A 21,483-nucleotide genomic window follows, 5' to 3' on the forward strand; every position below is an offset into this window, starting at 1 on the left:
GGAGACTTAATGGATGACGTGGGGAGTGCCATTGTGAGCCTGTTGGGGCCGGTTGAAATACGTAATTTGGCGGACAAGCTGGACCTTCGTCCGACGAAGAAGTTCGGCCAGAACTTCGTCATCGACGGCGGGACCGTCCGGCGGATCGTCCGCACGGCCGGGCTGTCGCCCGACGACGTGGTGATCGAGGTCGGTCCAGGGCTCGGCTCGCTCACCCTCGCCCTGCTGCCCGAGGCCGCCCATGTGGTCGCCGTGGAGATCGACCCCGTGCTGGCCACCCAGCTTCCCCTCACCGTCGACACGCGCGGGCTCGGCGACAAACTGACCGTCATCAGGGCCGACGCCCTGCGGGTGGGCCTCGACGACTTCGGCGGGTACGTCCCCACCGCGCTGGTCGCCAACCTGCCCTACAACGTCTCCGTGCCGGTGGTGCTCCACCTGCTGGAGGTGCTGCCCTCGCTCCGCAAGGGCCTGGTCATGGTGCAGGCCGAGGTCGCCGACCGGCTCGCCGCCGCGCCCGGCTCCAAGGTGTACGGCGTGCCGTCCGCCAAGGCCGCCTGGTACGCCGACGTGCGCAGGGCGGGCCCCGTCGGCCGGACCGTCTTCTGGCCGGTGCCGAACGTCGATTCCGGCCTGGTCTCCCTGGAGCGGCGTGACCCGCCGGTGACGACGGCGACCAGACGGCAGGTCTTCTCGGTGGTCGACGCGGCGTTCGCGCAGCGGCGCAAGACCCTGCGGGCGGCGCTGTCGTCGTTGTTCGGTACGGCTGCGCGGGCGGAGGAGGCGCTGCGGGCCGCGGGTGTGGAGCCCTCGACGCGGGGAGAGCAGCTCGACATCACGGCCTTCGCGAGAATCGCGGAGCACCTCTGAGGGCGGTTGTCCACAGCCCTCCTCCTCGTCTCCACCTCGTATCCACAGAATGCCGCTCGGCCCCGATTCCATGAACCTCGCCGGACGATCCTGAGCCTTCCCTTCCACGGCTCAGGAGGTTCAGATGTGGCTCACCATCGGTTTCGTCGCGACGCTGAGCGCCGCCTCGCCGGGCGTCGCCGCCCCGGGAACGTCACCATGCCTCGGCACGGTGACGCTGCCTGCCGACCAGGCCCGGGTGACGGTCGTGCTGCCGCCTGGGGCTTGCGCTTCCGGGCGAAAATCGCCGACGCGGTGGTCGGTGATGCGGCTGCCCGCGACGGACGCCGACTGGCTCGCCGCCTGGAGAGAGCATTTCCTGGCGTGGCGCCGCGCGGATGACGCTCCACCGCCCGTCGACCGGGCACCTTCGCCCGCTGGCTGGCCACCCCCACCCCACCTGGCATCACCCCGCGTGGCCCCGTCTGGGGTTGTCCCGCCCGGTGTGGCCGCGCCTTGGTTTGTGCCCCCCGGCGTCACCCCGCCTGGTGTTGTCCCGCCCGGTGATGCCTCGCCTGGGTTCGTGCCACCCGGCATCACTCCGCCCGGGGCTGTTCCGCCCGCCCTCATCCCACCCGGCGTTGTCCTGCCGGATGCCGCGCCATCTCCTGTTGGGCCGTCTCATGCCGGGCCGCCTCATGCCGGACCGTCCCGTGTGGGGCCGCCCGGTATCACTCCGCCCCGTGTGCGCACGCCTCGCGTCGGCAAGCCCCGCAGCAGGCCCGACACCCACAGACCCGACACTCGCAGGCCCGACACCAACAGGCCCCGGGCCGCTCGCACCAAGGGCGACACCGCGGCCATCGCAGCCGCCGCCCGCCTGGGCACCCCGTTCTCCTGGGGCGGCGGCACCCCCGCGGGCCCCAGCAGAGGCATCGGGCGAGGCGCGGGCACCATCGGCTTCGACTGCTCGGGCCTGACCCTCTACGCCTGGTCCAGAGCGGGAGTGAGACTCGGCCACTACACCGGCACCCAGTTCCGCCAGGGCAAACGGATCCGGCTGTCCGACCTGCGCCGCGGCGACCTGGTGTTCTTCGGCGGCGGCACCGGTGACCCCACCCACGTCGGCCTCTACCTCGGCGGCGGCATGATGATCCACGCCCCCAAGACCGGCGATGTGGTCAAGAAGACCGACTTCCTGGACTCGCCCTACTACCGGCCCCGTTACCGGGGCGCAGTCCGCCCCGGCTGACCCGACGAACTCCAACGCCCCTGAAGAGACTCAGCCGCTGACGTCGCGTGCCATCTCGCGTATCCATACTTTTGCGCGGCCAGGTGGCCCGCGACGGCGCCGATCGCAGATGATGACAGGGCAGGCACGGTCTTCTCTGATGATCATAGGCGTCGAGAACCTCATGATCTCGAAGGTCGTGCCTGCTTCGATCCCTGGCTCCTGCTTGCGCCGAAACGGATAGTCGGGCCGTCAACGCCACTTCACCGGAGCCCTGAGACTGTGACAGCAACGTCGATGGCACTCGTCTGGGCCGTGTGACGCGATATTTTGTTCACCGAGCCTAAAGCGGCCTGCCTACCTGAAGGGCGACCAGCTCGGCGAGTGCTGCGGTGAACGGGCTGGCGTCGGGTAGCGCCTGCAGGGCGGCCCGGAAACGTGCGTCAAGCGTCCGGAAACAGCCGCCGGGCCCGCTCTCCCTCCGGGCGCACCCGCTCGGCGCCCTCCATGAGCCGCTCATGCTGGGCGAGGTCGTCGGGGCAGTCGGCGTGCGAAACGGAGTGATCAGAATCGGACGTTAGTCATCGTGTACCACGTCGGAGCGAATACCAGCAAGGCCAGTGCTACGAGGACCGCGAACGACTTGAGTGCGCGTGAGGTGGTGATGATCGCGGGCGCGATGGGCCTCAGCTTCCATCGTCCGACCGCAATGAACGCCGCGACGCCTCCCAGCAAGAGATTCGCAGGCACCAATTCGTATTCGCTGCGCATGATATGAAAACCAGCCGCGAGGATCATCGTCAGCGTCAGGCCAGCGGCGGCGAGCGGCGTCAGCTTTGGTTTGACTCCCGTCATCGCCGGCAGGATCAGGCCGACGCCGCCAAGTACCTCACAGACCCCGATGAAGACGATCAGGGGCTGCGGCACCGCGGCGTACCAAGCCACAGCCCGGGGCGCTGCCGCATACAGAGCTTCGTCGTACAACAGCACTTTGCCGAAACCGCTGCCGGCAAAGAAGAAGCCGAACAGCACTTGAAGTGGCCAAAGTGCACCGTTGAGCGTGAACCTCGTTCTGCGCCCCTTGGGTTGCTGCTCCATGTCCTTGACGCCGATTGGGTTCTCGCTGACGTGCCGGTTCATGTTCTGTCACTACCTTTCTTGTCGGGTGGGAACTAGCTGGTTCTGTTTGTCTTCGTCGGCACGTGGTGATCGGTACGTGGTGACAGGGCTTATCTGACCACCGCAGCGAGGTCGCGCGCGCCGTCCGTGGGACACCATGGGACACGCGAGGCGCGGTCTAGCTGCGAGAACAAGAATTTGTATCGTGACTGCGGGCTGGGACGGTTCCCGCGGTGCGGGTATCGAGCGTCCAAGATGGGTGCCCGTAATTTGGGCCGTGTGACGCGATTCTTGCCACCCGGACGTGGTACGGCGTAAGACCGCCGCGCTGCTGGCCGAGCTGAGCACCCGAGCGACAGGGTGAAGCGGAAGGTTCTGCGCGCTGAAGAGGTCCAGGCCGCGCTAGAGGCCATGCCAACCGCGCTGCGGGAGAACGCAGCGGCGGTCTTCGAGCTGCTGGCCATCGAACCGACTCCGCTCGGCTCTCGCCCCCATGGGGAGATCCCAGGCGCTCACCCGCTGGCTATCGCCAACCTTGTGGTGCTCTACACCGTGGAGGAGAAAACCGTCAGCATCTGGCGGGTCCGCGTCGACACCTGACCCCACCCGCGAGATGCGTGGGACGGACGTGCCCGGCTGCCGTCCGGGGCGGGCGGGTCGGCTCGGCTTCACGGGCCAGCAGGCCAGCGGCGAAGCCAGGGTGGCGCGGGTGCAGGAGATCGAGGTCAAGTATCGCCTGTTCGACCGGCTTCGATGTCTCCGCCCGCAGGCGGGCTCCTCAACTCTCCGCGGTTGGCTTGACCTTGTCACTGGCGTCAACGTTTACCGTCGCAGCATGAGCAACATGGATCGGGCCACCCTCCTCAAGTGCGACCAGAGCTTCTTCGACGCCCTGGTGGCCAGCGATCTTTCAGTTCTGGAGGAGCTGCTGGCAGACGACTTCGTTCTGGTCGGAGTCGAGGACGGGGCCGTCGCGGACAGAAAGATCGTGCTGGACCTGCTGGCCTCCGGCTCTCTCCGGTTCCCGCGAATCCATTCGTTCCCGGACGAGGCGATCGTCCGGGTCATTGGCACGGTAGGCATCGTCGTTGGGCGTACCGGCATGAACTTCACCAACCCCGGCGGTGCCACGTTCAGCGCCGGAAGCCGCTACACCCACGTTTACGCCGCCGATGCCCTCGGCGTCTGGCGCCTCGTCTCCGCCCAAGGCACCGCGATCAAAGCGTGATCCCCGCTTGGGCGTCATGGCAGCCTGCGCTGCTCGTCCAGTGAATGCAAAGCGTTCTCATGCATTCACACAGTGAAATGGAACGCTGGTTGCTACGCTCGTAGCATGACAGCTACGCTAGAGGCCGTGGACTCGATTCCGGCCCGTGACCTGCGGAACAAAACAGCAGAAATCCTTCGCCGTGTGGAGGCGGGAGAGGAGATCGAGGTCCTGCAGAACAACCGGCCTGTTGCTCGCCTCGTGCCAGTTCGACCTCGTCGCAGGTGGATTCCCGCCGGGGAGGTCGTCGGAAAGCTCCGAGCCCTTCCAGTGGTCGACGCAGGGCTGGCGGCTGAGCTGCGCGAATCGTTGCCCGACACAACCGACGACCTGCCGTGGTGAGGCGCGCCATCGCCGACACCTCCGTCTTCATCGGACTGGAGACAGGCCGCTTCGACGATGAGATCGTCGCGGGGTTCGAGTGGGGAGTCTCGGTGGTGACGCTCGGAGAGCTTCGCCTCGGCGTGCTCAACGCCGGTGACCCGGTCACCTCAGCACGCCGGCTCGCGACCTACCAGCTGGCCCGCGAGTTCGAGCCCGTACCGATCGACGAACTCGTCAGCGACACCTGGGCTCTGCTCGTGGCCAGGCTGAGGGCGGTCAAGCGCAAGGCGCCGATCAACGATTCGTGGATCGCCGCGACCGCGCTGGCGCACGGTGTCGCGGTCGTCACGCAAGACGCGGATTACGAGCCGATGACCGATCCCCAGGTGTCCGAGCTCGAAGTCGTGCGGCTGTGACTCCGGGGGAGCCGCCGGAGGCTGTACGGCGAGCCGACCAGATCCGCGGCGACTGACGCAACGCGGCGGCCTGGCTCGGGCGTTGGCTTTGTGGGCCGCGGCCAGTTTCTGTGTTCTTTCGGGATTGGCCGCCAGCCGTTCTCGCCGCGTATCCGAGAAAGATGACGATCGGTGAGCGTGGTCATGTTCCTCATCTGGCCGATGGGCGGGAGCGTGATCAGGGTCGGGCCGCGCTTCCACGGGAGCATGATCACGGTCGGCCCGCGCCCGCGTCGGCACGTCCCGGGGTCAGGAGGCGCTGGCGACGAGTGCCGCGACCAGCGGTGCCAGGAGCGCCTGGTCCTCGGGCCGACCGGGCTCGTACTCCGTGATGCCGAGCCCTGCCCGCTCGAAACGTTCCGTCAGAGCTGTGACGAGCTTGAGGAGGTGGTCGGACTGAAGCCCCTCCGGCGCGGGAGTCCCCACCGACGCGAAGGTCCCAGGATCCAGCACATCGAGGTCGATATGAACGTAGACGGCCGTCGCCCCCGTAGCCGCCACCGCGTCGACCAGCACGGCCGGATCGGCCAGGTCGGCCACGGTCGCGTGGGTGATGCCGGCGGCAACGATGAAGTCTCGTTCACCGGGGTCCAGGTCACGCGCCCCGGCCAGAACCACCATGGCCGGGCTGATGGCTCGTCCAGGCAGCAACTCGCCATGTCCTTCACCGGTGAGCGCCCGAAGGATCATCCCGTGGAAGGCGCCGGAGGGAGACGACGCGGGAGTGTTGAGGTCGCCGTGCGCGTCGAACCAGACGAGGGCGAGGCGCTCGCCGTACCGATCGATCGCCGCGGACACCGGCGCCAGTTCGACGCCGCAGTCTCCGCCCACGGTCACCACGAGTCCTTCGCGGGCCTCGGCGATGACGGCCCTGACCCGGTCGGCGGTGGCGGCGAGATCGGCCGGCGTGTCCCCGTCCTCGATGTCGACGCGCTGGCGGAGGGCAGCGTTCGGCACCATCGCGGCAAGCAGACCTGCCCCCTCGACCAGACGCTCGGCCGTGGCCGAACCCGACCCCTGCCACTGCGGCACCTCGACGACCGTCACCTGGGACACCGGTTCACCTCACATGCGCTGGTTGAGCTCCCGCCGTCGGCAGGATACGCCGTGCCACCAGCTCCACGCTTCCCGGCCTCCTTGGGCTCGGTCGGCTTCCCCGCGCCTGATGCCCGCTCGGGTCGGCTTACGGGCATCCTCGGGAGGGACCGGGTCCGCTTCCCGGCACCCTCGACTCGGGCGGCTTTCACGGCGCCCCGTGGGACGGAGTCGGCTTCCCCCGCGCCTCGCGCCCACCCGCGTGGGTCTCCTGGCCTCTCGGGATAGGGTCTGGTTGCCTGGCACGCTGGGGCAGGCCTTGGTCGGCTTCATGGCACCAGGGTCTTGGGCTCGGGTGGGTCCTGGCATCCCTCAAGACCTCCCGGCATCCCCTCAAGACCTTCCGGCATCCCTCAAGGCAGGCCCCCGGCTTCTCGGGACCCTCGGCTTGGATCGGCTTCGTGACACCTCGGCTCGAATCGGCTTCGTGACACCCCCGGCTCGGATTGGTTTTCTGGCGTCCTTGGGGCCGAGACGTGGCCGGGCACCGACGCCCGGCCCGGGGCGGCCTCCCGGTGCCATCGGCTCGGGGCGGCCCGAGGCGCCCCGGCTCGGTTGGCATTCCGGTGCTCTTGGGGGAGAGCGCGGCCCGGCGCCAGACCTCCAGCCCGGGGCCGGCTTCGAGGTGTCCCTGGACAGGCCGGGTTCCGGCAACCCACCTCCAGGCGGGTCGGTCTTCCTGCACGGGTCCGCCTCACGGAAACGCGTGGCCTCCGGCGTGGGGTGGGGGTGGGGAAGGCGTGGTGGGCATGCTGGTCCCGCTAGCATCGAAAGTCGTGACCCACCAGGCGACGAGAGTGGCAGAAGATCGATGAGTTCCGTGACCGTCCGGGTGCCCGCCAAGGTCAACGTGCAGCTGTCCGTGGGCCCGTTGCGGGATGACGGCTACCACGACCTGGTGAACGTCTTCCACGCCGTCTCCGTCTTCGACGAGGTGATCGCGAAGGAGTCGGAGTCGATCTCCGTGCGCGTGGAAGGGGAGTCCGCCGACCTGGTGCCGGTCGACAACGGCAACCTCGCCATCCAGGCGGCCAGGGCGTTGGCCAAGCATGCGGGCAGGACGTACGGGGTCGAGCTGGTCATCCGAAAGGCGATCCCGGTGGCGGGCGGCATGGCGGGGGGCAGCGCCGACGCGGCGGGCACGCTGGTGGCCTGCAACGAGCTGTGGGGTCTCGGGCTGCCGCGCGAGGATCTGATGGAGATCGCCGCCGACCTGGGGAGCGACGTGCCGTTCTCGCTGCTGGGGGGTACGGCGGTCGGCACCGGCAGGGGTGAGCAGCTGGCCGAGCTGCCGACGGGCGGCAGGTTCCACTGGGTGTTCGCGATCGCCGACGGCGGCCTGTCGACGGCGAGGGTCTACGCGGAGTGCGACCGGCTGCGGGCGGCGCTAGAGGAGGTCGTGGCTTGGCCGCAGGCGAGCGACGCACTGCTGGCGGCGTTGAAGGCGGGTGACGCGCGGGCGCTGGGCCCGGAGCTGGCCAACGATCTGCAGCCGGCGGCGCTGATGTTGCGCGCCTCGCTGGCCCGCACGCTGGAGGCGGGCAGGGAGCTCGGGGCGCTGGGCGCGATCGTGTCGGGGTCGGGTCCGACCTGCGCGTTCCTGGCCGCCGACGAGGGTCAGGCGCGGGAGCTGGCGGTCGCGCTCGTCGGGGCGGGTGTGTGCCGTACGGCGGTGCCCGCCTACGGGCCGGTGGCGGGCGCTTCGATCGTTTGAGACCGATCAGCCAACCTGAGACCGATCAGCCAACCTGAGACCGATCAGCCAACCTGAGACCGATCAGCCGAACTGAGGCCGATCAGCCAAACAGAGGCAGCCAAACAGAGGCAGCTGACCTGAGGCCGCTCGGCCAACCTGAGGTCGCTTAGCCAAACGGGCTGGTAGTCCGTACCCTTGGAAGACGATGAATCTGGTCAATCTTGAGTCGGTTTCTCATGCCTACGGGCCCAAGCCGCTGCTGTCCGACGTGTCCCTCGGCGTCGAGGCGGGTGAGCGCATCGGCGTCGTCGGCCGCAACGGCGGCGGCAAGTCGACGCTGCTGTCCGTGGTCGGGGGGGCGCTGAAGCCCGACTCCGGGCGGGTCACGCACAACAGGGGCCTGCGGGTCGGCCTGTTGTCCCAGCGTGACGACCTCGATCCCGCCAAGAGCATCCACGAGACGGTGCTGAGCGGCAGAGCCGAGCATGAGTGGGCGGGCGACCAGACGATCAGGGAGATCCTCGCCAACCTGATCGGCGATCTCGACCTGGAGAGCCTGGTCGGTGATCTGTCGGGTGGGGAGCGGCGCCGTACGGCGCTGGCGCGGCTGCTCATCGACGAGCACGAGCTGATCATGCTCGACGAGCCCACGAACCACCTCGACATCGAGGCGATCGCCTGGCTGGCCGCGCATCTGAGCAGGCGCAGGAGCGCGCTGCTGGTCGTGACGCACGACCGGTGGTTCCTCGACGCGGTCTCCACCAGGACGTGGGAGGTCGTCGACGGCAGGGTGGAGCGCTACGAGGGCGGTTATGCCGCTTATGTGCTCGCCAAGGCCGAGCGGGCGCGCATCGCGCAGGCGGCAGAGGAGCGCCGCCAGAACCTCATGCGCAAGGAGATCGCCTGGCTGCGCAGGGGCCCGCCGGCGCGCACGTCGAAGCCGAAGTTCAGGATCGAGGCCGCGCAGGCGCTGATCGCCGACGAGCCGCCCGCGAGGGAGACCGTCGAGCTGATGAAGTTCGCGGCGGCGCGGCTCGGCAAGACCGTCTACGACCTGGAGGACGTCACGCTGCACGCGGGTGGGCCCGACGCGGGTCCGCTGGTGCTCGACCACTCCACCTTCCAGTTCGGTCCTGGTGACAGGATCGGGCTGATCGGGGTCAACGGCTCGGGCAAGTCGTCGGTGCTGCGCCTGCTGGCCGACCAGGTCAAGCCGGACGCGGGGCGGGTGGTCACGGGCCGCACGGTACGGCTGGCGTACCTGTCGCAGGAGCTGGCCGAGGTCGACCCGACGCAGCGGGTGCTGGAGTCGGTGGAGCGGATCCGCAAGTACATCCAGCTCGGCAAGAAGGAGTGGACCGCCTCCCAGCTGCTCGAACGCCTCGGCTTCAAGGGCGAGGCGCAGTGGAAGGTCGTCGGCGACCTGTCCGGCGGCGAGCGGCGGCGGCTGCAGCTGCTGCGCCTGCTCATGGACGACCCGAACGTGCTGCTGCTCGACGAGCCGACCAACGATCTCGACATCGAGACGCTGAACGAGCTGGAGGACCTGCTCGACGGCTGGCCGGGCACGCTGGTGCTGGTCAGCCACGACCGCTACTTCCTGGAGCGGGTGGCCGACCGGTGCGTGGCGCTGCTGGGCGACGGGCGGCTGTCGATGCTTCCCGGCGGGGTGGACGAGTACCTCGAACGCCGGGCGGCGGGCACGGCGGTGACGGCGCGGATCGCGGGCGCTGCGGCGGCTCCGGTGGCGGCCCCTGTGGTGGAGGACACCCCGGCCGCCGCTGCGGGGCTGTCGGCGAAGGAGGAGCGGGAGCTGCGCAAGGAGCTCAGCCGCTTGGAACGCCAGCTCGACAAGCTCAGCGGGCAGGAGGAGAAGCTGCACGCCGTGATGGCGGAGGCGGCCGGCGACTACGCCAAGCTCGGGGAGCTCGACGGGAAGCTGCGCGACATCCTCAGCGAGAAGGACACGGTCGAGGCCGAGTGGCTGGAGGTCGCCGAGCGCCTGGGCGACTGACAGTGACTGACGAAGGGGGTCAGGTGTCGAAGGGGGTCAGGAGGGTGCGCAGCAGGTCGGCCAGCACCTTCTGCTCGTCGGCGCCCAGCCCCGCCAACAGCTCGCGCTCCCGTCGCAGCAGGTCGGCGAAGGCGGCGTCGACCCGGCCCCGTCCGTCGTCGGTCAGGGAGACCAATACGCCGCGCCGGTCCTCGGGGTCGGGGCGGCGCCGTACGAGACCGGCCTGCTCCAGCCGGTCGATGCGGTTGGTCATCGTCCCCGAGGTCACCAGCGTGGCGCGCAGCAGCGCGCCCGGCGACAGCTCGTACGGCGTGCCCGCCCGCCGCAACGCCGTGAGCACGTCGAACTCCCACGACTCCAGGTCGTGCTCGGCGAAGGAGGCGCGGCGCGCCCTGTCGAGATGGCGGGCCAGACGGGAGACACGACTCAGCACCTGCAGCGGCGTCACATCGAGATCGGGACGTTCCTGCTGCCAGGACGCCACGAGCCTGTCGACCTCGTCCATCGTCATGACACGAAGTGTACTGTCTTGACATCGAGATATCTCTCTCGATATCAATTATCTTCATGTCGAGAGATATCTGGGATCCGGCCACCTACGCCAAGTACTCCGACGAGCGCGGCCGGCCGTACCTGGAGCTGGTCAGCCGCATCCACGCCGACGCACCCGATTATGTCGTCGACGCGGGCTGCGGATCAGGCGAACTCACCGCCACGCTCGCCACCCGGTGGCCCGGCGCCACCGTCTACGGCTTCGACTCCTCACCCGCGATGATCAGCAAGGCGCGCGGCCTGGAGACGACCGCCCGCTTCGACGTCGCCGACGTCACGCTGTGGCACCCCGACCGCCCCATCGACGTGCTGGTGTCGAACGCGTTGCTGCAGTGGGTGCCGACGCACCGCGACCTGTTCGAGCGCTGGGTCGACGATCTCAGCGTCGGCGGCTGGCTCGCCTTCCAGGTGCCGGGCAATGTCGACGCCCCGAGCCACGTGCTGATCAGGGAGCTGTGCGCGAGCCAGACCTGGCGCGACAGGCTCGGCGACTTCGAGCGCCCGTGGCCGGTCGCCCACCCCATGGAGTACGTGGACCAGCTCAGCGGCCTCGGGCTGCGGGTGGACGCGTGGGAGACCACCTACGTCCACCTCCTCCAGGGTGAGAACGCGGTCCTCAACTGGATCTCCGGTACGGCCCTGCGCCCCGTCTTCGACCGCCTGGAGCCCGACGAGCGCCGGCGCTTCACCGACGAACTCGCCGTCAAGCTCGACGAGGCCTACCCCGCCAAGCCGTACGGCACGCCCTTCCCGTTCCGGCGGATCTTCGTGGTCGGTCAGAAGGCACCCGCCTCCTGAACGGTCTGGAGGTACTTCAGCTGTCCATCGCCTAGTGGCATCATTGCCAGCAATTCGACACTTGCGAGGCGCAGTGGGCATCGAGATCGAGGACAAGTTCGACGTTCCTGACGACTACGAAGTGCCCGATCTGGGCAAACTGGGCGAGGTTCTCGGACCACGGAGCTACCAGCTCGTCGCGCTCTACTACGACACGCCCGATCTGCGACTCGCCGCCAGGGGCGTCACTCTGCGCAGGCGCAGAGGCGGCGCCGACCCCGGCTGGCACCTCAAACTGCCCAAGGCCAAGGGCGTCCGCCAGGAGATCCAGCTCCCGCTCACCCGCAGCACGAAGATCATCCCCGCGGAGCTGACCGAACTCGTCCAGGCATACACACGCGGCGCGCAGCTCGTGGCCGTCGCCGAGCTCGACACCCGCAGAAGCGTCCGGGTGCTGTCCGGGCTGGTCGAGGTGGCCGACGACCGGGTCAAGGGCACCGTGCTGGGTGACGCCCCGGTGGTCGAGCACTGGCGCGAGGTCGAGGCCGAACTGCTGGAGAACGGTGACCGGGACCTGCTGGCCAAGGTCGGCAAGCGGCTGCGCAAGGCGGGAGCCGTACCCGCCGGATCGGGCAGCAAGCTGGCCAGGCTGCTCAAGCCGTCGCCGCCGGCGCGCGCCCGGGTCGGCGACGGCACGGCAGGCGACGTCGTCATCGACTACCTGTCCGGCCAGGTGGAGGCGCTGCTGTCGCAGGACCCGCGCACCCGCAGGGCCGAGGAGGACGCCGTCCACCAGATGCGTGTCGCCTGCCGCAGGCTGCGCAGCGCGCTCAAGGCGTTCAAGAGCATCGTGCAGGACACCGTCCGGCTCCAGGACGAGCTGCAGTGGCTCGGCACCTCGCTCGGCGAGGCCCGCGACCTGGAGGTCATCAGGGCCCGATTCGCCCGGCACCTGCGGAACCTGTCGCCCGAGCTGGTGGTGGGCCCCATCCAGGTACGGCTCGGCGACGACCTCGGCGCCCGAGAGCAGGAGGCGTACGGCCGGATCAGGGAGGCGCTGAGCGGCGAACGCTACTACGCGCTGCTCAACACCCTCGACGAGCTGGTCGCCAAGCCGTCACTCGGCAAGGCGGCCAAGAAGCCCGCCGACGCCACCCTGGCCGGTGTCGCCGACAAGAACTGGCAGCGAGTCACGAAGGCCTACGAAACCGCTCAGGCCATCCCGGACGAGGAGCGACGCGAAATCGCCATGCACGACGTGCGCAAGGCGGCCAAGCGCGCTCGATACACCGCCGAGGCGCTCGGGATGGGCAAGCTGGCCAAACGCGCCGAATCCATCCAGGAAGTGCTCGGACTGCACCAGGACGGGGTGGTCGCGCAGGAAACGCTCGCCAAGGAGGCCGAGAGCGCCCGGCAGGCGGGCGAGGACACCTTCACCTACGGCATCTTGGTCGGCATCGAGCGCGCCACGGCCGACCAGGCGCAGGCCGACTTCCCGAAGGTGTGGGCGCAGGTTCAGGCGGAGTAGCGCTCGACGCAGACGACCCTGTCACCCGCGCGGTGGACGACGGCGAACGCGCCCTTGCGCAGGTGCGTCCGCACGCCGCCGAGCTCCGAGACCAGCGGCGGGAGCACCTTGCCGTGACTGCACACGGCCGCCGGACCGTCGAGCTCGCGGACAAGTTCGGCGGTCTTGTCCGGATCGTAGCCGGGCTCGCTCAGCAGCGGTTCGAGCTGGATGCCGGTGCGGGGCAGCGTCTGCACGCACCGCCTGCTCGGCGAGCTGAGCAGGGCCGCCGGCCGGTAGGCGGGCAGCACCGTGGCCAGCGTGCGCGCCTGGCACTCGCCCTCGTCGTCGAGCGGGCGCAGATCGTCGTCGCCCGCCCACTCCTGGCGTGAGCCGGCGCTGCCGTGCCGTACCAGGAGCAAGGGGGTGGTTTCCGGCGGCGCGGCGGTCACGGCACGCAGCAGGCCCGCGTCCCACGCGTACGTCAGGCGCGCGCGAGCCTCGTCGACGGACAGCCAGACCAGCTCGTCCACCTCGGATCCCGGGACGAACTCCCCCGAAACCGCGCGGGCCGTCCAGTAGTCGACCCGCTTCACCCTGCCCTTGCGCAGGTAGTGGACGGGCGGCAGGGAACGGCCGAGGCGCACGGTCAGCCCCGTCTCCTCGCGCACCTCACGCACGGCGGCGGCGATGACGTGCTCGCCCGGCAGCAGCTTGCCCTTCGGGAAGGTCCAGTCGTCGTAGGCGGGCCGGTGGACGACGGCGACCTCGTCCCCTCGCCAGACGACCGCGCCCGCCGCTCTGATCGGGCCTCTGGCCGGCTCAGTCATCGACGGTTCTCCAGCGCCTGGTCCCGAGGAAGTGACTCTGCAGGTCCTCGCCCCGGTGGCGGCTCCACGTGCCGTCGGAGTTCAGCCACCAGCTGTTCGTGGTCTCGGCCATCACCAGGTCGAGCATCTCGATCAGGTAGGCCCGGTGCGCCTGGCTGGTCACCTTGACCAGCGCCTCCACCCTGCGGTCCAGGTTGCGGCGCATCAGGTCGGCGCTGCCGATCCAGACCTCCGGGCGCCTGCCGAGCCCGAACTCGTAGACCCGGGAGTGCTCCAGGAAGCGCCCCAGCACCGAACGGACACGGATGTTCTCACTCAGCCCGGGAATGCCCGGACGCAGCGCGCAGATGCCGCGAACCCACAGGTCGACCGGCACCCCCGCACGCGACGCCCGGTAGAGGGCGTCGATCAGCTGCTCGTCCACCAGCGAGTTCGTCTTCATCCGGATCCTCGCCGGACGGCCCGCCTGCTGGTGGGCGATCTCCCGCTCGATCCTGGCCAGCAGCCCGCCCCTCAGCGAGTGCGGCGCGACGAGCAGCCTGCGGTACGCCGAATGGTTGGAGTACCCGGTCAGGTGAATGAACAGGTCGGTCACGTCCTCGCCGAGCAGGGGATCGGCGGTGAGCAGGCCGAAGTCCTCGTAGAGGCGGGCGGTCTTCGGATTGTAGTTGCCGGTGCCGATGTGGCAGTAGCGGCGCAGCTCGCCCGACGGCTCCTGCCGTACGACCAGGGCGAGCTTGCAGTGCGTCTTCAGCCCGACTACGCCGTAGACCACGTGGCAGCCCGCCTTCTCCAGCTTGCGCGCCCACGAGATGTTCGCGTGCTCGTCGAAGCGGGCCTTGATCTCCACGACCACCACGACCTGCTTGCCCGCCTCGGCCGCGTCGATCAGCGCGTTCACGATGGGGGAGTCGCCGCTGGTGCGGTAGAGAGTCTGCTTGATCGCCAGGACGCTCGGGTCCTCGGCGGCCTGCTCGATGAAGCGCTGCACGCTGGTGGCGAAGGAGTCGTAGGGATGGTGCAGCAGCATGTCACGCTCGCGCAGGACGGCGAAGATGTCGTCCTCGGCATGGATCGCCTCGGAGGGAACGAACGGGCGGAAACTCAGCTCGCCCCTGTCCAGATCGGCGATCGCGTGCAAACCCGTCAGATCGAGCGGACCGTTGATCTTGTAGATCTCGTGCGGCGCCACATCCAGCTCGTCGACCAGCAGCTCCAGCACCTCGGGCGTGATCGTGTCCTCGACCTCCAGCCGGACCGCCGGGCCGAACCTCCGCTTGAGCAGCTCCTTCTCCAGCGCCTTCATGAGGTTCTCGGTGACGTCCTCGTCCACGTCGAGGTCCTCGTTACGGGTCACCCTGAAGGCGTGGTGCTGCAGGATCTCCATGCCCTTGAACAGCTGCCCGAGATGGGCCGCGATCACGTCCTCCAGCGGGACGAACCTGTCCTTGGAAGCGGTGACGAAGCGGGGCAGCTGCGACGGCACCTTCACCCTGGCGAACACCGTGTGGTCCGTCGACGGGTTGCGCACGACAACGGCCAGGTTGAGGCTCAGGCCGGAAATGTAGGGGAACGGGTGGGCCGGATCGACGGCCAACGGCGTCAGAACGGGCCGGATCCGCTCCCTGAACAGCTTGCGCAGCTCCGTGCGCTCCTCGCGGCCGAGATCGTCCCACCTCACGATCTCGATGCCCTCGCTCGCCAGCTGCGGGCAGATCCGCTCGTGGAAGAGCGCCGCGTGGCGCTTGGCCAGGCCGTCCGCGATCGTCCCGATCCGGGCCAGCTCTTCGCGCGGCTTGAGACCGCTCTTGGTACGCAGCAGCAGCCCCGTCGCCATCCGCCGCTTGAGACCCGCCACCCGCACGCGGAAGAACTCGTCGAGGTTGCTCGCGAAGATCGCCAGGAACCGGACCCGTTCGAGGAGCGGCAGCGAGGAGTCTCCGGCCAGCTCGAGCACCCGTTCGTTGAACTGGAGCCAGCTCTCCTCACGGTTGAGGAACCGCTCCTGGGGCAGGGGCAGATCGTTACCAGGGTGCAGGAGCTCGGCGGACATATTACGTAATATGCCCAACGAGATTGAACAAAGCGTTAACTTCGTCTCAACGACTTACTCTTGTTCGAGCTTCGCCGCCCGCTCGGCCAACCTCGCCTCACGCTGACGCAGCTTGTCCTCGCGCTCCTTGGCCTTCTCCGCCTCACGCAGCAGCCGCTCGCGCTCCTTGAGCTCACGCTCCCTGGCCTTCTCCGCCTCCTTGAGCTCCTTGGCCCTGGCCTTCTGGGCCTCCTTGAGCTCCTTGTCGGTCGGCCGGGGCAGCACCGGCAAGGGAGCCAACTCCAGGCCCTTGCTCGTCGCGGTGATCTGCGGCGTCGGGTTGAGCCCCGTCAAGCCGTTCCACGCCAGGTTGACCACATGCGCGGCCACCTCCTCGCGGCCGGGCCTGCGCACGTCGAGCCACCACTGGCCGGTCAGCGCGACCATGCCGACCAGCATCTGCGCGTACATGGGTGCCAGCTTCGGGTCGTAACCCCTGCCCTTGAACTCGTCGGCCAGCACGTCCTCGACCTGGCTGGCGATCTCGCTGATGAGGCTCGCGAACGTGCCCGTGCCCGAAGCGGCGTGCGAGTCACGCACCAGGATGCGGAAACCCTCGCTGCTCTCCTCGATGTACTGCAGCAGCGCCAGCGCCGCCCGCTCCAACTTGATCAGCGAATGCGACGCCGACAGCGCCGCGGTGATCATGCCGAGCAGCTTCTGCATCTCGCGATCGACCACCACCGCGTAGACGCCCTCCTTGCCGCCGAAGTGCTCGTACACCACGGGCTTGGACACCTGCGCCGTGGCGGCGATCTCCTCGATGGAGGTCCCGTCGAACCCCTTCTCGGCGAACAGCGCGCGGCTGATCGTGATCAGCTGCTCTCTTCGCTCTCTTCCGGTCATCCGCCTGCGAGATCGGGCTTCGGTGGTCACAGGTTCCATAATGACGGTGCCCGGTCGATAACCGGGCACCGTGGTATCGGCACTAGCCAATGCGCTTCGCCGCCAGGCGCTCGGGAGTCGGCCACCGTACGTCGTGGACCCAGCCGAACCGCTCGAAGATCCGGATCAAGCCCGCGCTCAGGTCGATCTGCCCCTTCAGCGCCCCGTGACGGGCGCACGTCGGGTCGGAGTGGTGCAGGTTGTGCCACGACTCACCGAACGAGGGGATCGCCAGCCACCACACGTTGCGCGACTTGTCGCGCACCTCGAAAGCCTCATCGCCGAAGACGTGGCAGATCGAGTTGATCGACCAGGTCACGTGGTGCAGCAGGCCGATGCGCACCAGCGAGCCCCAGAAGAAGGCGGTCAGCGCCCCCTGCCACGACCAGGTCAGCAGCCCGCCGAGGACCGCGGGAAGGAAGATCGAGGTGACGGCCAGCGCGCCGAACCACTTGTGGAGCTTGATGATGTCAGGGTCCTTGACCAGGTCAGGGGCGTACTTCTCCCTGTTGGTACGCTCGCTCTCGAACAGCCAGCCCATGTGGGCGTAGAGCAGCCCCTTGGACATCGACTTGAACCCGGGCCCGAACCGCCACGGCGAGTGCGGGTCGCCCTCCTTGTCGGAGAACTTGTGGTGCTTGCGGTGCGTGGCCACCCAGTCGAGCACCGACATCTCCAGCGCCAGGCTCCCCGCGATGCCCAGCACGATCTTCATCGGGCGCTTGGCCTTGAAGGAACCGTGCGTGAAGTAGCGGTGCAGCCCCACCGTCACGCCGAGCCCCGTGACGACGTAGAAGACGAACGCGATCGCGATGTCGGTCCACCCCAGACCCCAGCCCCACGCGAGCGGCACGGCGGCGGCGATCGCGACCAGGGGGAGGCCCACGACGAGACCGAAGATGATCATCTCGGCTCTGGTCTTGGGTTCGGGATCCACGTCTGGCTTGGGACCGGGCGCCGGTCGGTCGGCAAGGACGGTCATGGGCTACCTCTCACGGTAGGTATGGGGATGATTGTCCGGGCTACGCAACCGTAACCTACGTCAGCGTAAGTAATTGGCCGCCAAGAAGCGAATATGTGGAAGGTGACTGTCTCGTCGGCCCGCTGAGTGGGTTTTGTGTCTTGCGCAAACCTATGCGGGTCTGTTAGATGCAGCTCGCATGGTGACCGATTGACTACGCTATGAATATAGCACTAGTGTTCGCTTCGTGGGATGCGACGAGCTGAGGGCCAGAGCCGCCGAGCTGCGCGCGCAGGGGCGGTCACGAGCGGAGATCAAACGGGTCCTGGGGCTCGCGAGCGACTGGCGGCTGACCGAGCTGCTGCGAGGCGTCGTGCCCGAGAGCTCCGCGCTGCGCGGCAACGCCAAGGACGACCTGCGCGACAAGGCCAGACGCTGCGCCAGGAAGGTCGCACGTATGCCGAGATCGCGACCGAGCTGGGAGTCTCCAAGTCGTCGGTGTCGTTGTGGGTGCGCGACCTGCCCAGGGAAGGACGGCTGAGCAAGGCGGAGACCGACCGGCGCAGCGCCGAAGCGCGCAGGCGCTACTGGGAGGCGGAGCGGCCGCGAAGGGAGACGGCCCGGCGCGAGGTGACACGACTGGCCAGGCAGGAGATCGGGCTGCTGACCGACCGCGAGGTTCTCATCGCCGGAGCGGTGGCCTACTGGTGCGAGGGGTCCAAGAACAAACCGCACCGCGAGTCCAACCACATCACCTTCATCAACAGCGACCCTGGGTTGATCCTGCTGTTCCTGCGGTTCATGCGCGTCGTGGGGGTCTCGAGTGCCCGACTCTACTTCCGGGTCCACATCCACGAGAACGCCGACGTCGAGGCGGCTGGACGCTACTGGCTCGAGCTGACCGGCGCCGATCCGGCGCAGTTCCGGCGCACCACCTTGAAGCGCCACAACCCCAAGACGGTCCGTCGCAACACCGGCGAGACGTATCGCGGGTGCCTGCGCGTCGATGTGCGAGACCCGCTGGAGATCTATCTCAAGATCGAAGGATGGGCGCGCGGCGCGATGGACGATAGTTGTGATCCCGATCGGCGGCCCGGACTAATTGCCGGTACTCTGTACCGGGGACAGTCGTAGGACTTCCCTAATCCGGCGTTGAGTAATTGGCAGCTCGCGGTCTTTTGGCGTCCGTTGTTCAGGTTCGAGTCCTGGCGCCGGAGCTGTAGGTGAATGTCGCCCCGGGCGTGAAAGGTGGCAAAGGCGGGCAGGTATCCTCACGGTGTCGGGAGGGTAGCGGTGCGGTTGCCGTACCAACCCTGATCCGCCTCGTCACAGGGAGCCTCAGTCCGTGAGTGTGCCGCGCCCGGCCGCAGTCATCGTCCTCGCCGCAGGCGAGGGCACCCGGATGAAGAGCCAGACCCCCAAAGTCCTCCACGAGTTGTGCGGCCGCGCGCTGGTCGACCACATGCTCGCCGCCGCCAGAGAGCTCGACCCCGAGCGGCTCATCGTCGTCATCGGCCACGCCAGAGAGCGGGTCGGCGGCCACCTCGCCCAGACCAGCCCCGACGCGTGGGCGGTCGTGCAACGCGAGCAGCGCGGCACCGGGCACGCCGTCCGCACCGTGCTCGAAGAGGTGGGCACCATCGCCGGCACGGTCCTGGTCACCTACGGTGACACGCCGCTGCTGCGCGCCGAGACGCTGGGCAGGCTGCTGGAAGCCCACGCGGCCGACGGCAACGCGGTCACCGTCCTGACGGCGGAGGTGTCCGATCCGGCCGGTTACGGGCGGATCATTCGCGACGGCACCGGTGCCGTCCTGGAGATCGTCGAAGAGAAGGACGCAAACCCGGAGCAGCGGGCGATCAAGGAGATGAACTCCGGCGTCTACGCCTTCGACGGCCTGCTGCTCGCCGACGCGGTCAAGCGGGTGTCGACGGACAACGCGCAGGGCGAGGAGTACCTCACCGATGTGCTGTCCATCCTCAGGGAGGAAGGGCACAGGGTCGGCGCCCACATCGCGGCCGACTACGTCGAGGTCGAGGGCGTCAATGACAGGGTGCAGCTGGCGTTCGCCCGCAAGGTGCTGAACCAGCGCATCCTCGAGTCGCACATGCGGGCAGGGGTGACGGTCATCGATCCGGCGAGCACGTTCGTGGACGTGCAGGTCACGCTGGAGCCTGATGTCGTCATCCATCCCGGCACGCAGCTGTGTGGCAGCACCGCCGTCGGGACGGGCGCGCGGATCGGCCCGGCCTCCACGCTGACCGACACCACTGTCGGGGCGGGCGCCGTCGTGCGCAACGCCGTGTGCGAGAGCGCGGTCATCGGGCCGGGCGCCTCCGTCGGGCCGTACGCCTATCTGCGCCCGGGCGCAGAGCTGGGCGAGCAGGCGAAGGTCGGCACCTACGTGGAAGTGAAGAACTCCACGGTGGGGGCACGGTCGAAGGTGCCGCACCTGACGTACGTGGGCGACGCGACGATCGGCGAGGATGTCAACATCGGGGCTTCGGCCATCTTCGTCAACTACGACGGGGTCGACAAACATCACACCACCATCGGAGACGGTGTCTTCGTGGGGTGCGACACCATGCTGGTCGCTCCGGTGACCGTCGGCGACGGCGCCTACACGGCGGCGGGGTCGGTCATCACCGACGCGGTCCCACCAGGGGCGATCGGTGTGGCAAGAGCGCGGCAGCGCAACATCGAGAAATGGGTCTTGCGCAGGCGCGCGGGCACGAAGTCGGCAGCGGCGGCCGAGAGGGCGCTAGCCGAGCAAGAGCGGGAGAGTGGCACGTGACGAGCATCAAACAGCCGGGATCCAAGGAGCTGATGCTCTTTTCCGGGCGGGCTTATCCTGAGCTGGCCGACGAGGTCGCCAGGAACGTCGGGGTCTCTCTCACGCCGACGAAACTGATCGACTTCGCCAACGGTGAGATCTACGCGCGTTACCTGGAGTCGGTACGCGGGTGCGACGCCTTCGTGATCCAGAGCCACACCGGGCCGATCAACAAATGGATCATGGAACAGCTCATCATGGTCGACGCGCTCAAGCGGGCCTCCGCCAAGCGCATCACCGTGGTCATGCCGTTCTTCGGCTACGCACGTCAGGACAAGAAGGGCCGCGGTCGTGAGCCGATCACGGCGCGGCTGATGGCCGACATCTTCAAGACGGCGGGCGCCGACCGGCTCATGTCGATCGACCTGCACACCTCGCAGATCCAGGGTTTCTTCGACGGTCCCGTCGACCACCTGTTCGCGATGCCGGTGCTGGAGAGCTACCTGAAGGACAAGCTCGACCTGGCCAACACCACGATCGTCTCGCCGGACACCGGCCGGGTGCGGCTGTCGGAGCGCTGGGCCGACACTCTGGGCACGCCGATGGCGTTCATCCACAAGCGGCGCGACCTCGATGTCGCGAATTCCGTGAAGGTCAACGAGGTGGTCGGCAAGGTGCGCGGGCGCACCTGTGTGCTGATCGACGACATGATCGATACGGCGGGCACGATCTGCAAGGCGGCCGACGCGCTGTACGAGCAGGGGGCGACGAACGTCATCGTGTCGGCCACGCACGCGGTGTTCTCCGACCCGGCCGTGGACCGGTTGAAGAACTCGCGCATCTCCGAGGTGATCGTGACGAACACGTTGCCGCTGTCGGAGGAGAAGAGGTTCGACAAGCTGACGGTGTTGTCGATCGCGCCGCTCATCGCCCGCGCGATCACCGAGGTGTTCAGCGACGGGTCGGTGACGAGCCTGTTCGAGGGCAACACCTGATCCAGACGTTCTTCCCATGATGACGGTGTCCGGCTTGCCGGGCGCCGTCATCGTCTTTTGC

21 protein-coding genes and 1 tRNA gene are annotated in these 21,483 nt (G+C 68.4%); 15 read left to right on the forward strand and 7 right to left on the reverse strand.

Annotated elements, in window-relative coordinates; translation table 11 throughout:
- Nucleotides 1–9 precede the first annotated feature (9 nt).
- Together rsmA and ACFXJ8_RS05450 are read left to right on the forward strand one after the other, a co-directional pair.
- Nucleotides 10–870 carry a 16S rRNA (adenine(1518)-N(6)/adenine(1519)-N(6))-dimethyltransferase RsmA gene (gene rsmA, locus ACFXJ8_RS05445; protein WP_379642592.1) on the forward strand — a complete coding sequence of 287 codons (861 nt, stop codon included), beginning with the start codon at nt 10–12 and terminating at the stop codon, nt 868–870.
- A 724-nt stretch (nt 871–1,594) separates the two neighbouring features.
- Nucleotides 1,595–2,101 (forward strand): NlpC/P60 family protein, encoded by a 507-nt coding sequence (locus ACFXJ8_RS05450; protein WP_379642593.1) that lies wholly within the window; start codon nt 1,595–1,597, stop codon nt 2,099–2,101.
- A gap of 543 nt (nt 2,102–2,644) precedes the next feature.
- Here the strand turns inward: ACFXJ8_RS05450 and ACFXJ8_RS05455 are convergent.
- The gene (locus ACFXJ8_RS05455; RefSeq protein WP_379642594.1) at nt 2,645–3,220 is read right to left on the reverse strand and encodes a DoxX family protein; all 576 of its coding nucleotides are present in this window, start codon (nt 3,218–3,220) and stop codon (nt 2,645–2,647) included.
- A 390-nt stretch (nt 3,221–3,610) separates the two neighbouring features.
- Here ACFXJ8_RS05455 and ACFXJ8_RS05460 point away from each other — a divergent pair, with 390 nt between their 5' ends.
- From ACFXJ8_RS05460 to ACFXJ8_RS05475, 4 genes are all read left to right on the forward strand, one after another.
- A complete protein-coding gene (locus tag ACFXJ8_RS05460) occupies nt 3,611–3,799 on the forward strand; it encodes a hypothetical protein (protein ID WP_379642595.1) in 189 nt (62 codons plus the stop codon).
- Between the two features lie 109 nt (nt 3,800–3,908).
- On the forward strand, nt 3,909–4,427 hold the full coding sequence (locus ACFXJ8_RS05465) for a nuclear transport factor 2 family protein (RefSeq protein WP_379642596.1): 519 nt from the start codon (nt 3,909–3,911) through the stop codon (nt 4,425–4,427).
- Between the two features lie 126 nt (nt 4,428–4,553).
- Nucleotides 4,554–4,808, forward strand: a complete 255-nt coding sequence (locus ACFXJ8_RS05470) for a type II toxin-antitoxin system Phd/YefM family antitoxin (protein ID WP_379642597.1) — start codon at nt 4,554–4,556, stop codon at nt 4,806–4,808.
- Nucleotides 4,802–5,206 carry a type II toxin-antitoxin system VapC family toxin gene (locus ACFXJ8_RS05475; RefSeq protein WP_379642598.1) on the forward strand — a complete coding sequence of 135 codons (405 nt, stop codon included), beginning with the start codon at nt 4,802–4,804 and terminating at the stop codon, nt 5,204–5,206. Before ACFXJ8_RS05470 ends, ACFXJ8_RS05475 begins: the two co-directional genes overlap by 7 nt.
- Before the next feature lie 288 nt (nt 5,207–5,494).
- On the opposite strand, the gene ACFXJ8_RS05480 is transcribed toward ACFXJ8_RS05475, so the two are convergent.
- Nucleotides 5,495–6,301: an arginase family protein gene (locus ACFXJ8_RS05480; protein ID WP_379642599.1), complete on the reverse strand. Its 807-nt coding sequence runs from the start codon at nt 6,299–6,301 to the stop codon at nt 5,495–5,497.
- An 850-nt stretch (nt 6,302–7,151) separates the two neighbouring features.
- Here ACFXJ8_RS05480 and ACFXJ8_RS05485 point away from each other — a divergent pair.
- A complete protein-coding gene (locus ACFXJ8_RS05485; protein ID WP_379642600.1) occupies nt 7,152–8,054 on the forward strand; it encodes a 4-(cytidine 5'-diphospho)-2-C-methyl-D-erythritol kinase in 903 nt (300 codons plus the stop codon).
- Nucleotides 8,055–8,241: 187 nt separating this feature from the next.
- Nucleotides 8,242–10,050, forward strand: coding sequence for an ABC-F family ATP-binding cassette domain-containing protein (locus ACFXJ8_RS05490; RefSeq protein WP_379642601.1), 1,809 nt, complete (start codon nt 8,242–8,244; stop codon nt 10,048–10,050).
- Nucleotides 10,051–10,069: 19 nt separating this feature from the next.
- Here ACFXJ8_RS05490 and ACFXJ8_RS05495 read toward each other — a convergent pair whose 3' ends face one another.
- Nucleotides 10,070–10,561, reverse strand: a complete 492-nt coding sequence (locus ACFXJ8_RS05495; RefSeq protein WP_379642602.1) for a MarR family winged helix-turn-helix transcriptional regulator — start codon at nt 10,559–10,561, stop codon at nt 10,070–10,072.
- Between the two features lie 56 nt (nt 10,562–10,617).
- Between ACFXJ8_RS05495 and ACFXJ8_RS05500 the strand changes: the two genes are divergently transcribed.
- Both ACFXJ8_RS05500 and ACFXJ8_RS05505 read left to right on the forward strand, forming a co-directional pair.
- A complete protein-coding gene (locus ACFXJ8_RS05500; RefSeq protein ID WP_379642603.1) occupies nt 10,618–11,400 on the forward strand; it encodes a trans-aconitate 2-methyltransferase in 783 nt (260 codons plus the stop codon).
- 61 nt (nt 11,401–11,461) lie between these two features.
- Nucleotides 11,462–12,907, forward strand: a complete 1,446-nt coding sequence (locus ACFXJ8_RS05505) for a CHAD domain-containing protein (RefSeq protein ID WP_379642604.1) — start codon at nt 11,462–11,464, stop codon at nt 12,905–12,907.
- Here ACFXJ8_RS05505 and ACFXJ8_RS05510 read toward each other — a convergent pair.
- The 4 genes from ACFXJ8_RS05510 to ACFXJ8_RS05525 are packed head-to-tail and all read right to left on the reverse strand — an operon-like array spanning nt 12,895 to nt 17,675.
- Complete coding sequence (locus ACFXJ8_RS05510) at nt 12,895–13,716, reverse strand: NUDIX domain-containing protein (protein WP_379642605.1); 822 nt, start codon at nt 13,714–13,716, stop codon at nt 12,895–12,897. The two genes, ACFXJ8_RS05505 and ACFXJ8_RS05510, sit on opposite strands and share 13 nt — an antisense overlap.
- Entirely contained in the window at nt 13,709–15,769 is a 2,061-nt protein-coding gene (locus ACFXJ8_RS05515) for an RNA degradosome polyphosphate kinase (RefSeq protein ID WP_379642606.1), read from the reverse strand. Before ACFXJ8_RS05515 ends, ACFXJ8_RS05510 begins: the two co-directional genes overlap by 8 nt.
- Before the next feature lie 54 nt (nt 15,770–15,823).
- A complete protein-coding gene (locus ACFXJ8_RS05520) occupies nt 15,824–16,693 on the reverse strand; it encodes a TetR/AcrR family transcriptional regulator (protein WP_379642607.1) in 870 nt (289 codons plus the stop codon).
- A gap of 43 nt (nt 16,694–16,736) precedes the next feature.
- Nucleotides 16,737–17,675, reverse strand: a complete 939-nt coding sequence (locus ACFXJ8_RS05525) for an acyl-CoA desaturase (RefSeq protein ID WP_379642608.1) — start codon at nt 17,673–17,675, stop codon at nt 16,737–16,739.
- A 226-nt stretch (nt 17,676–17,901) separates the two neighbouring features.
- On the opposite strand from ACFXJ8_RS05525, the gene ACFXJ8_RS05530 reads away from it, so the two are divergent.
- The 5 genes from ACFXJ8_RS05530 (at nt 17,902) to ACFXJ8_RS05550 (ending at nt 21,422) form a co-directional block, all read left to right on the forward strand.
- Complete coding sequence (locus ACFXJ8_RS05530; protein WP_379642609.1) at nt 17,902–18,195, forward strand: hypothetical protein; 294 nt, start codon at nt 17,902–17,904, stop codon at nt 18,193–18,195.
- Nucleotides 18,153–18,788, forward strand: coding sequence for a hypothetical protein (locus ACFXJ8_RS05535; protein WP_379642610.1), 636 nt, complete (start codon nt 18,153–18,155; stop codon nt 18,786–18,788). The genes ACFXJ8_RS05530 and ACFXJ8_RS05535 overlap by 43 nt, the downstream gene beginning before the upstream one ends.
- Nucleotides 18,789–18,799: 11 nt before the next feature.
- Nucleotides 18,800–18,871 (forward strand) — tRNA-Gln (locus ACFXJ8_RS05540).
- A gap of 128 nt (nt 18,872–18,999) precedes the next feature.
- Nucleotides 19,000–20,448: a bifunctional UDP-N-acetylglucosamine diphosphorylase/glucosamine-1-phosphate N-acetyltransferase GlmU gene (gene glmU / locus ACFXJ8_RS05545; protein ID WP_379642611.1), complete on the forward strand. Its 1,449-nt coding sequence runs from the start codon at nt 19,000–19,002 to the stop codon at nt 20,446–20,448.
- Nucleotides 20,445–21,422, forward strand: a complete 978-nt coding sequence (locus tag ACFXJ8_RS05550) for a ribose-phosphate diphosphokinase (RefSeq protein ID WP_379642612.1) — start codon at nt 20,445–20,447, stop codon at nt 21,420–21,422. The genes glmU and ACFXJ8_RS05550 overlap by 4 nt, the downstream gene beginning before the upstream one ends.
- Nucleotides 21,423–21,483: the final 61 nt, after the last annotated feature.

It is taken from the genome of Nonomuraea sp. NPDC059194, from assembly GCF_042754765.1.
Classification (GTDB): Bacteria; Actinomycetota; Actinomycetes; order Streptosporangiales; family Streptosporangiaceae; genus Nonomuraea.

Coding starts and splice junctions, on each gene's coding strand:
- rsmA (WP_379642592.1), top strand. CDS start 10: ATGGATGACGTGGGGAGTGCCATTGTGAGCCTGTTGGGGCCGGTTGAA.
- ACFXJ8_RS05455 (WP_379642594.1), bottom strand. CDS start 3,220: ATGAACCGGCACGTCAGCGAGAACCCAATCGGCGTCAAGGACATGGAG.
- ACFXJ8_RS05460 (WP_379642595.1), top strand. CDS start 3,611: ATGCCAACCGCGCTGCGGGAGAACGCAGCGGCGGTCTTCGAGCTGCTG.
- ACFXJ8_RS05485 (WP_379642600.1), top strand. CDS start 7,152: ATGAGTTCCGTGACCGTCCGGGTGCCCGCCAAGGTCAACGTGCAGCTG.
- ACFXJ8_RS05490 (WP_379642601.1), top strand. CDS start 8,242: ATGAATCTGGTCAATCTTGAGTCGGTTTCTCATGCCTACGGGCCCAAG.
- ACFXJ8_RS05495 (WP_379642602.1), bottom strand. CDS start 10,561: ATGACGATGGACGAGGTCGACAGGCTCGTGGCGTCCTGGCAGCAGGAA.
- ACFXJ8_RS05500 (WP_379642603.1), top strand. CDS start 10,618: ATGTCGAGAGATATCTGGGATCCGGCCACCTACGCCAAGTACTCCGAC.
- ACFXJ8_RS05510 (WP_379642605.1), bottom strand. CDS start 13,716: ATGACTGAGCCGGCCAGAGGCCCGATCAGAGCGGCGGGCGCGGTCGTC.
- ACFXJ8_RS05515 (WP_379642606.1), bottom strand. CDS start 15,769: ATGTCCGCCGAGCTCCTGCACCCTGGTAACGATCTGCCCCTGCCCCAG.
- ACFXJ8_RS05520 (WP_379642607.1), bottom strand. CDS start 16,693: ATGGAACCTGTGACCACCGAAGCCCGATCTCGCAGGCGGATGACCGGA.
- ACFXJ8_RS05525 (WP_379642608.1), bottom strand. CDS start 17,675: ATGACCGTCCTTGCCGACCGACCGGCGCCCGGTCCCAAGCCAGACGTG.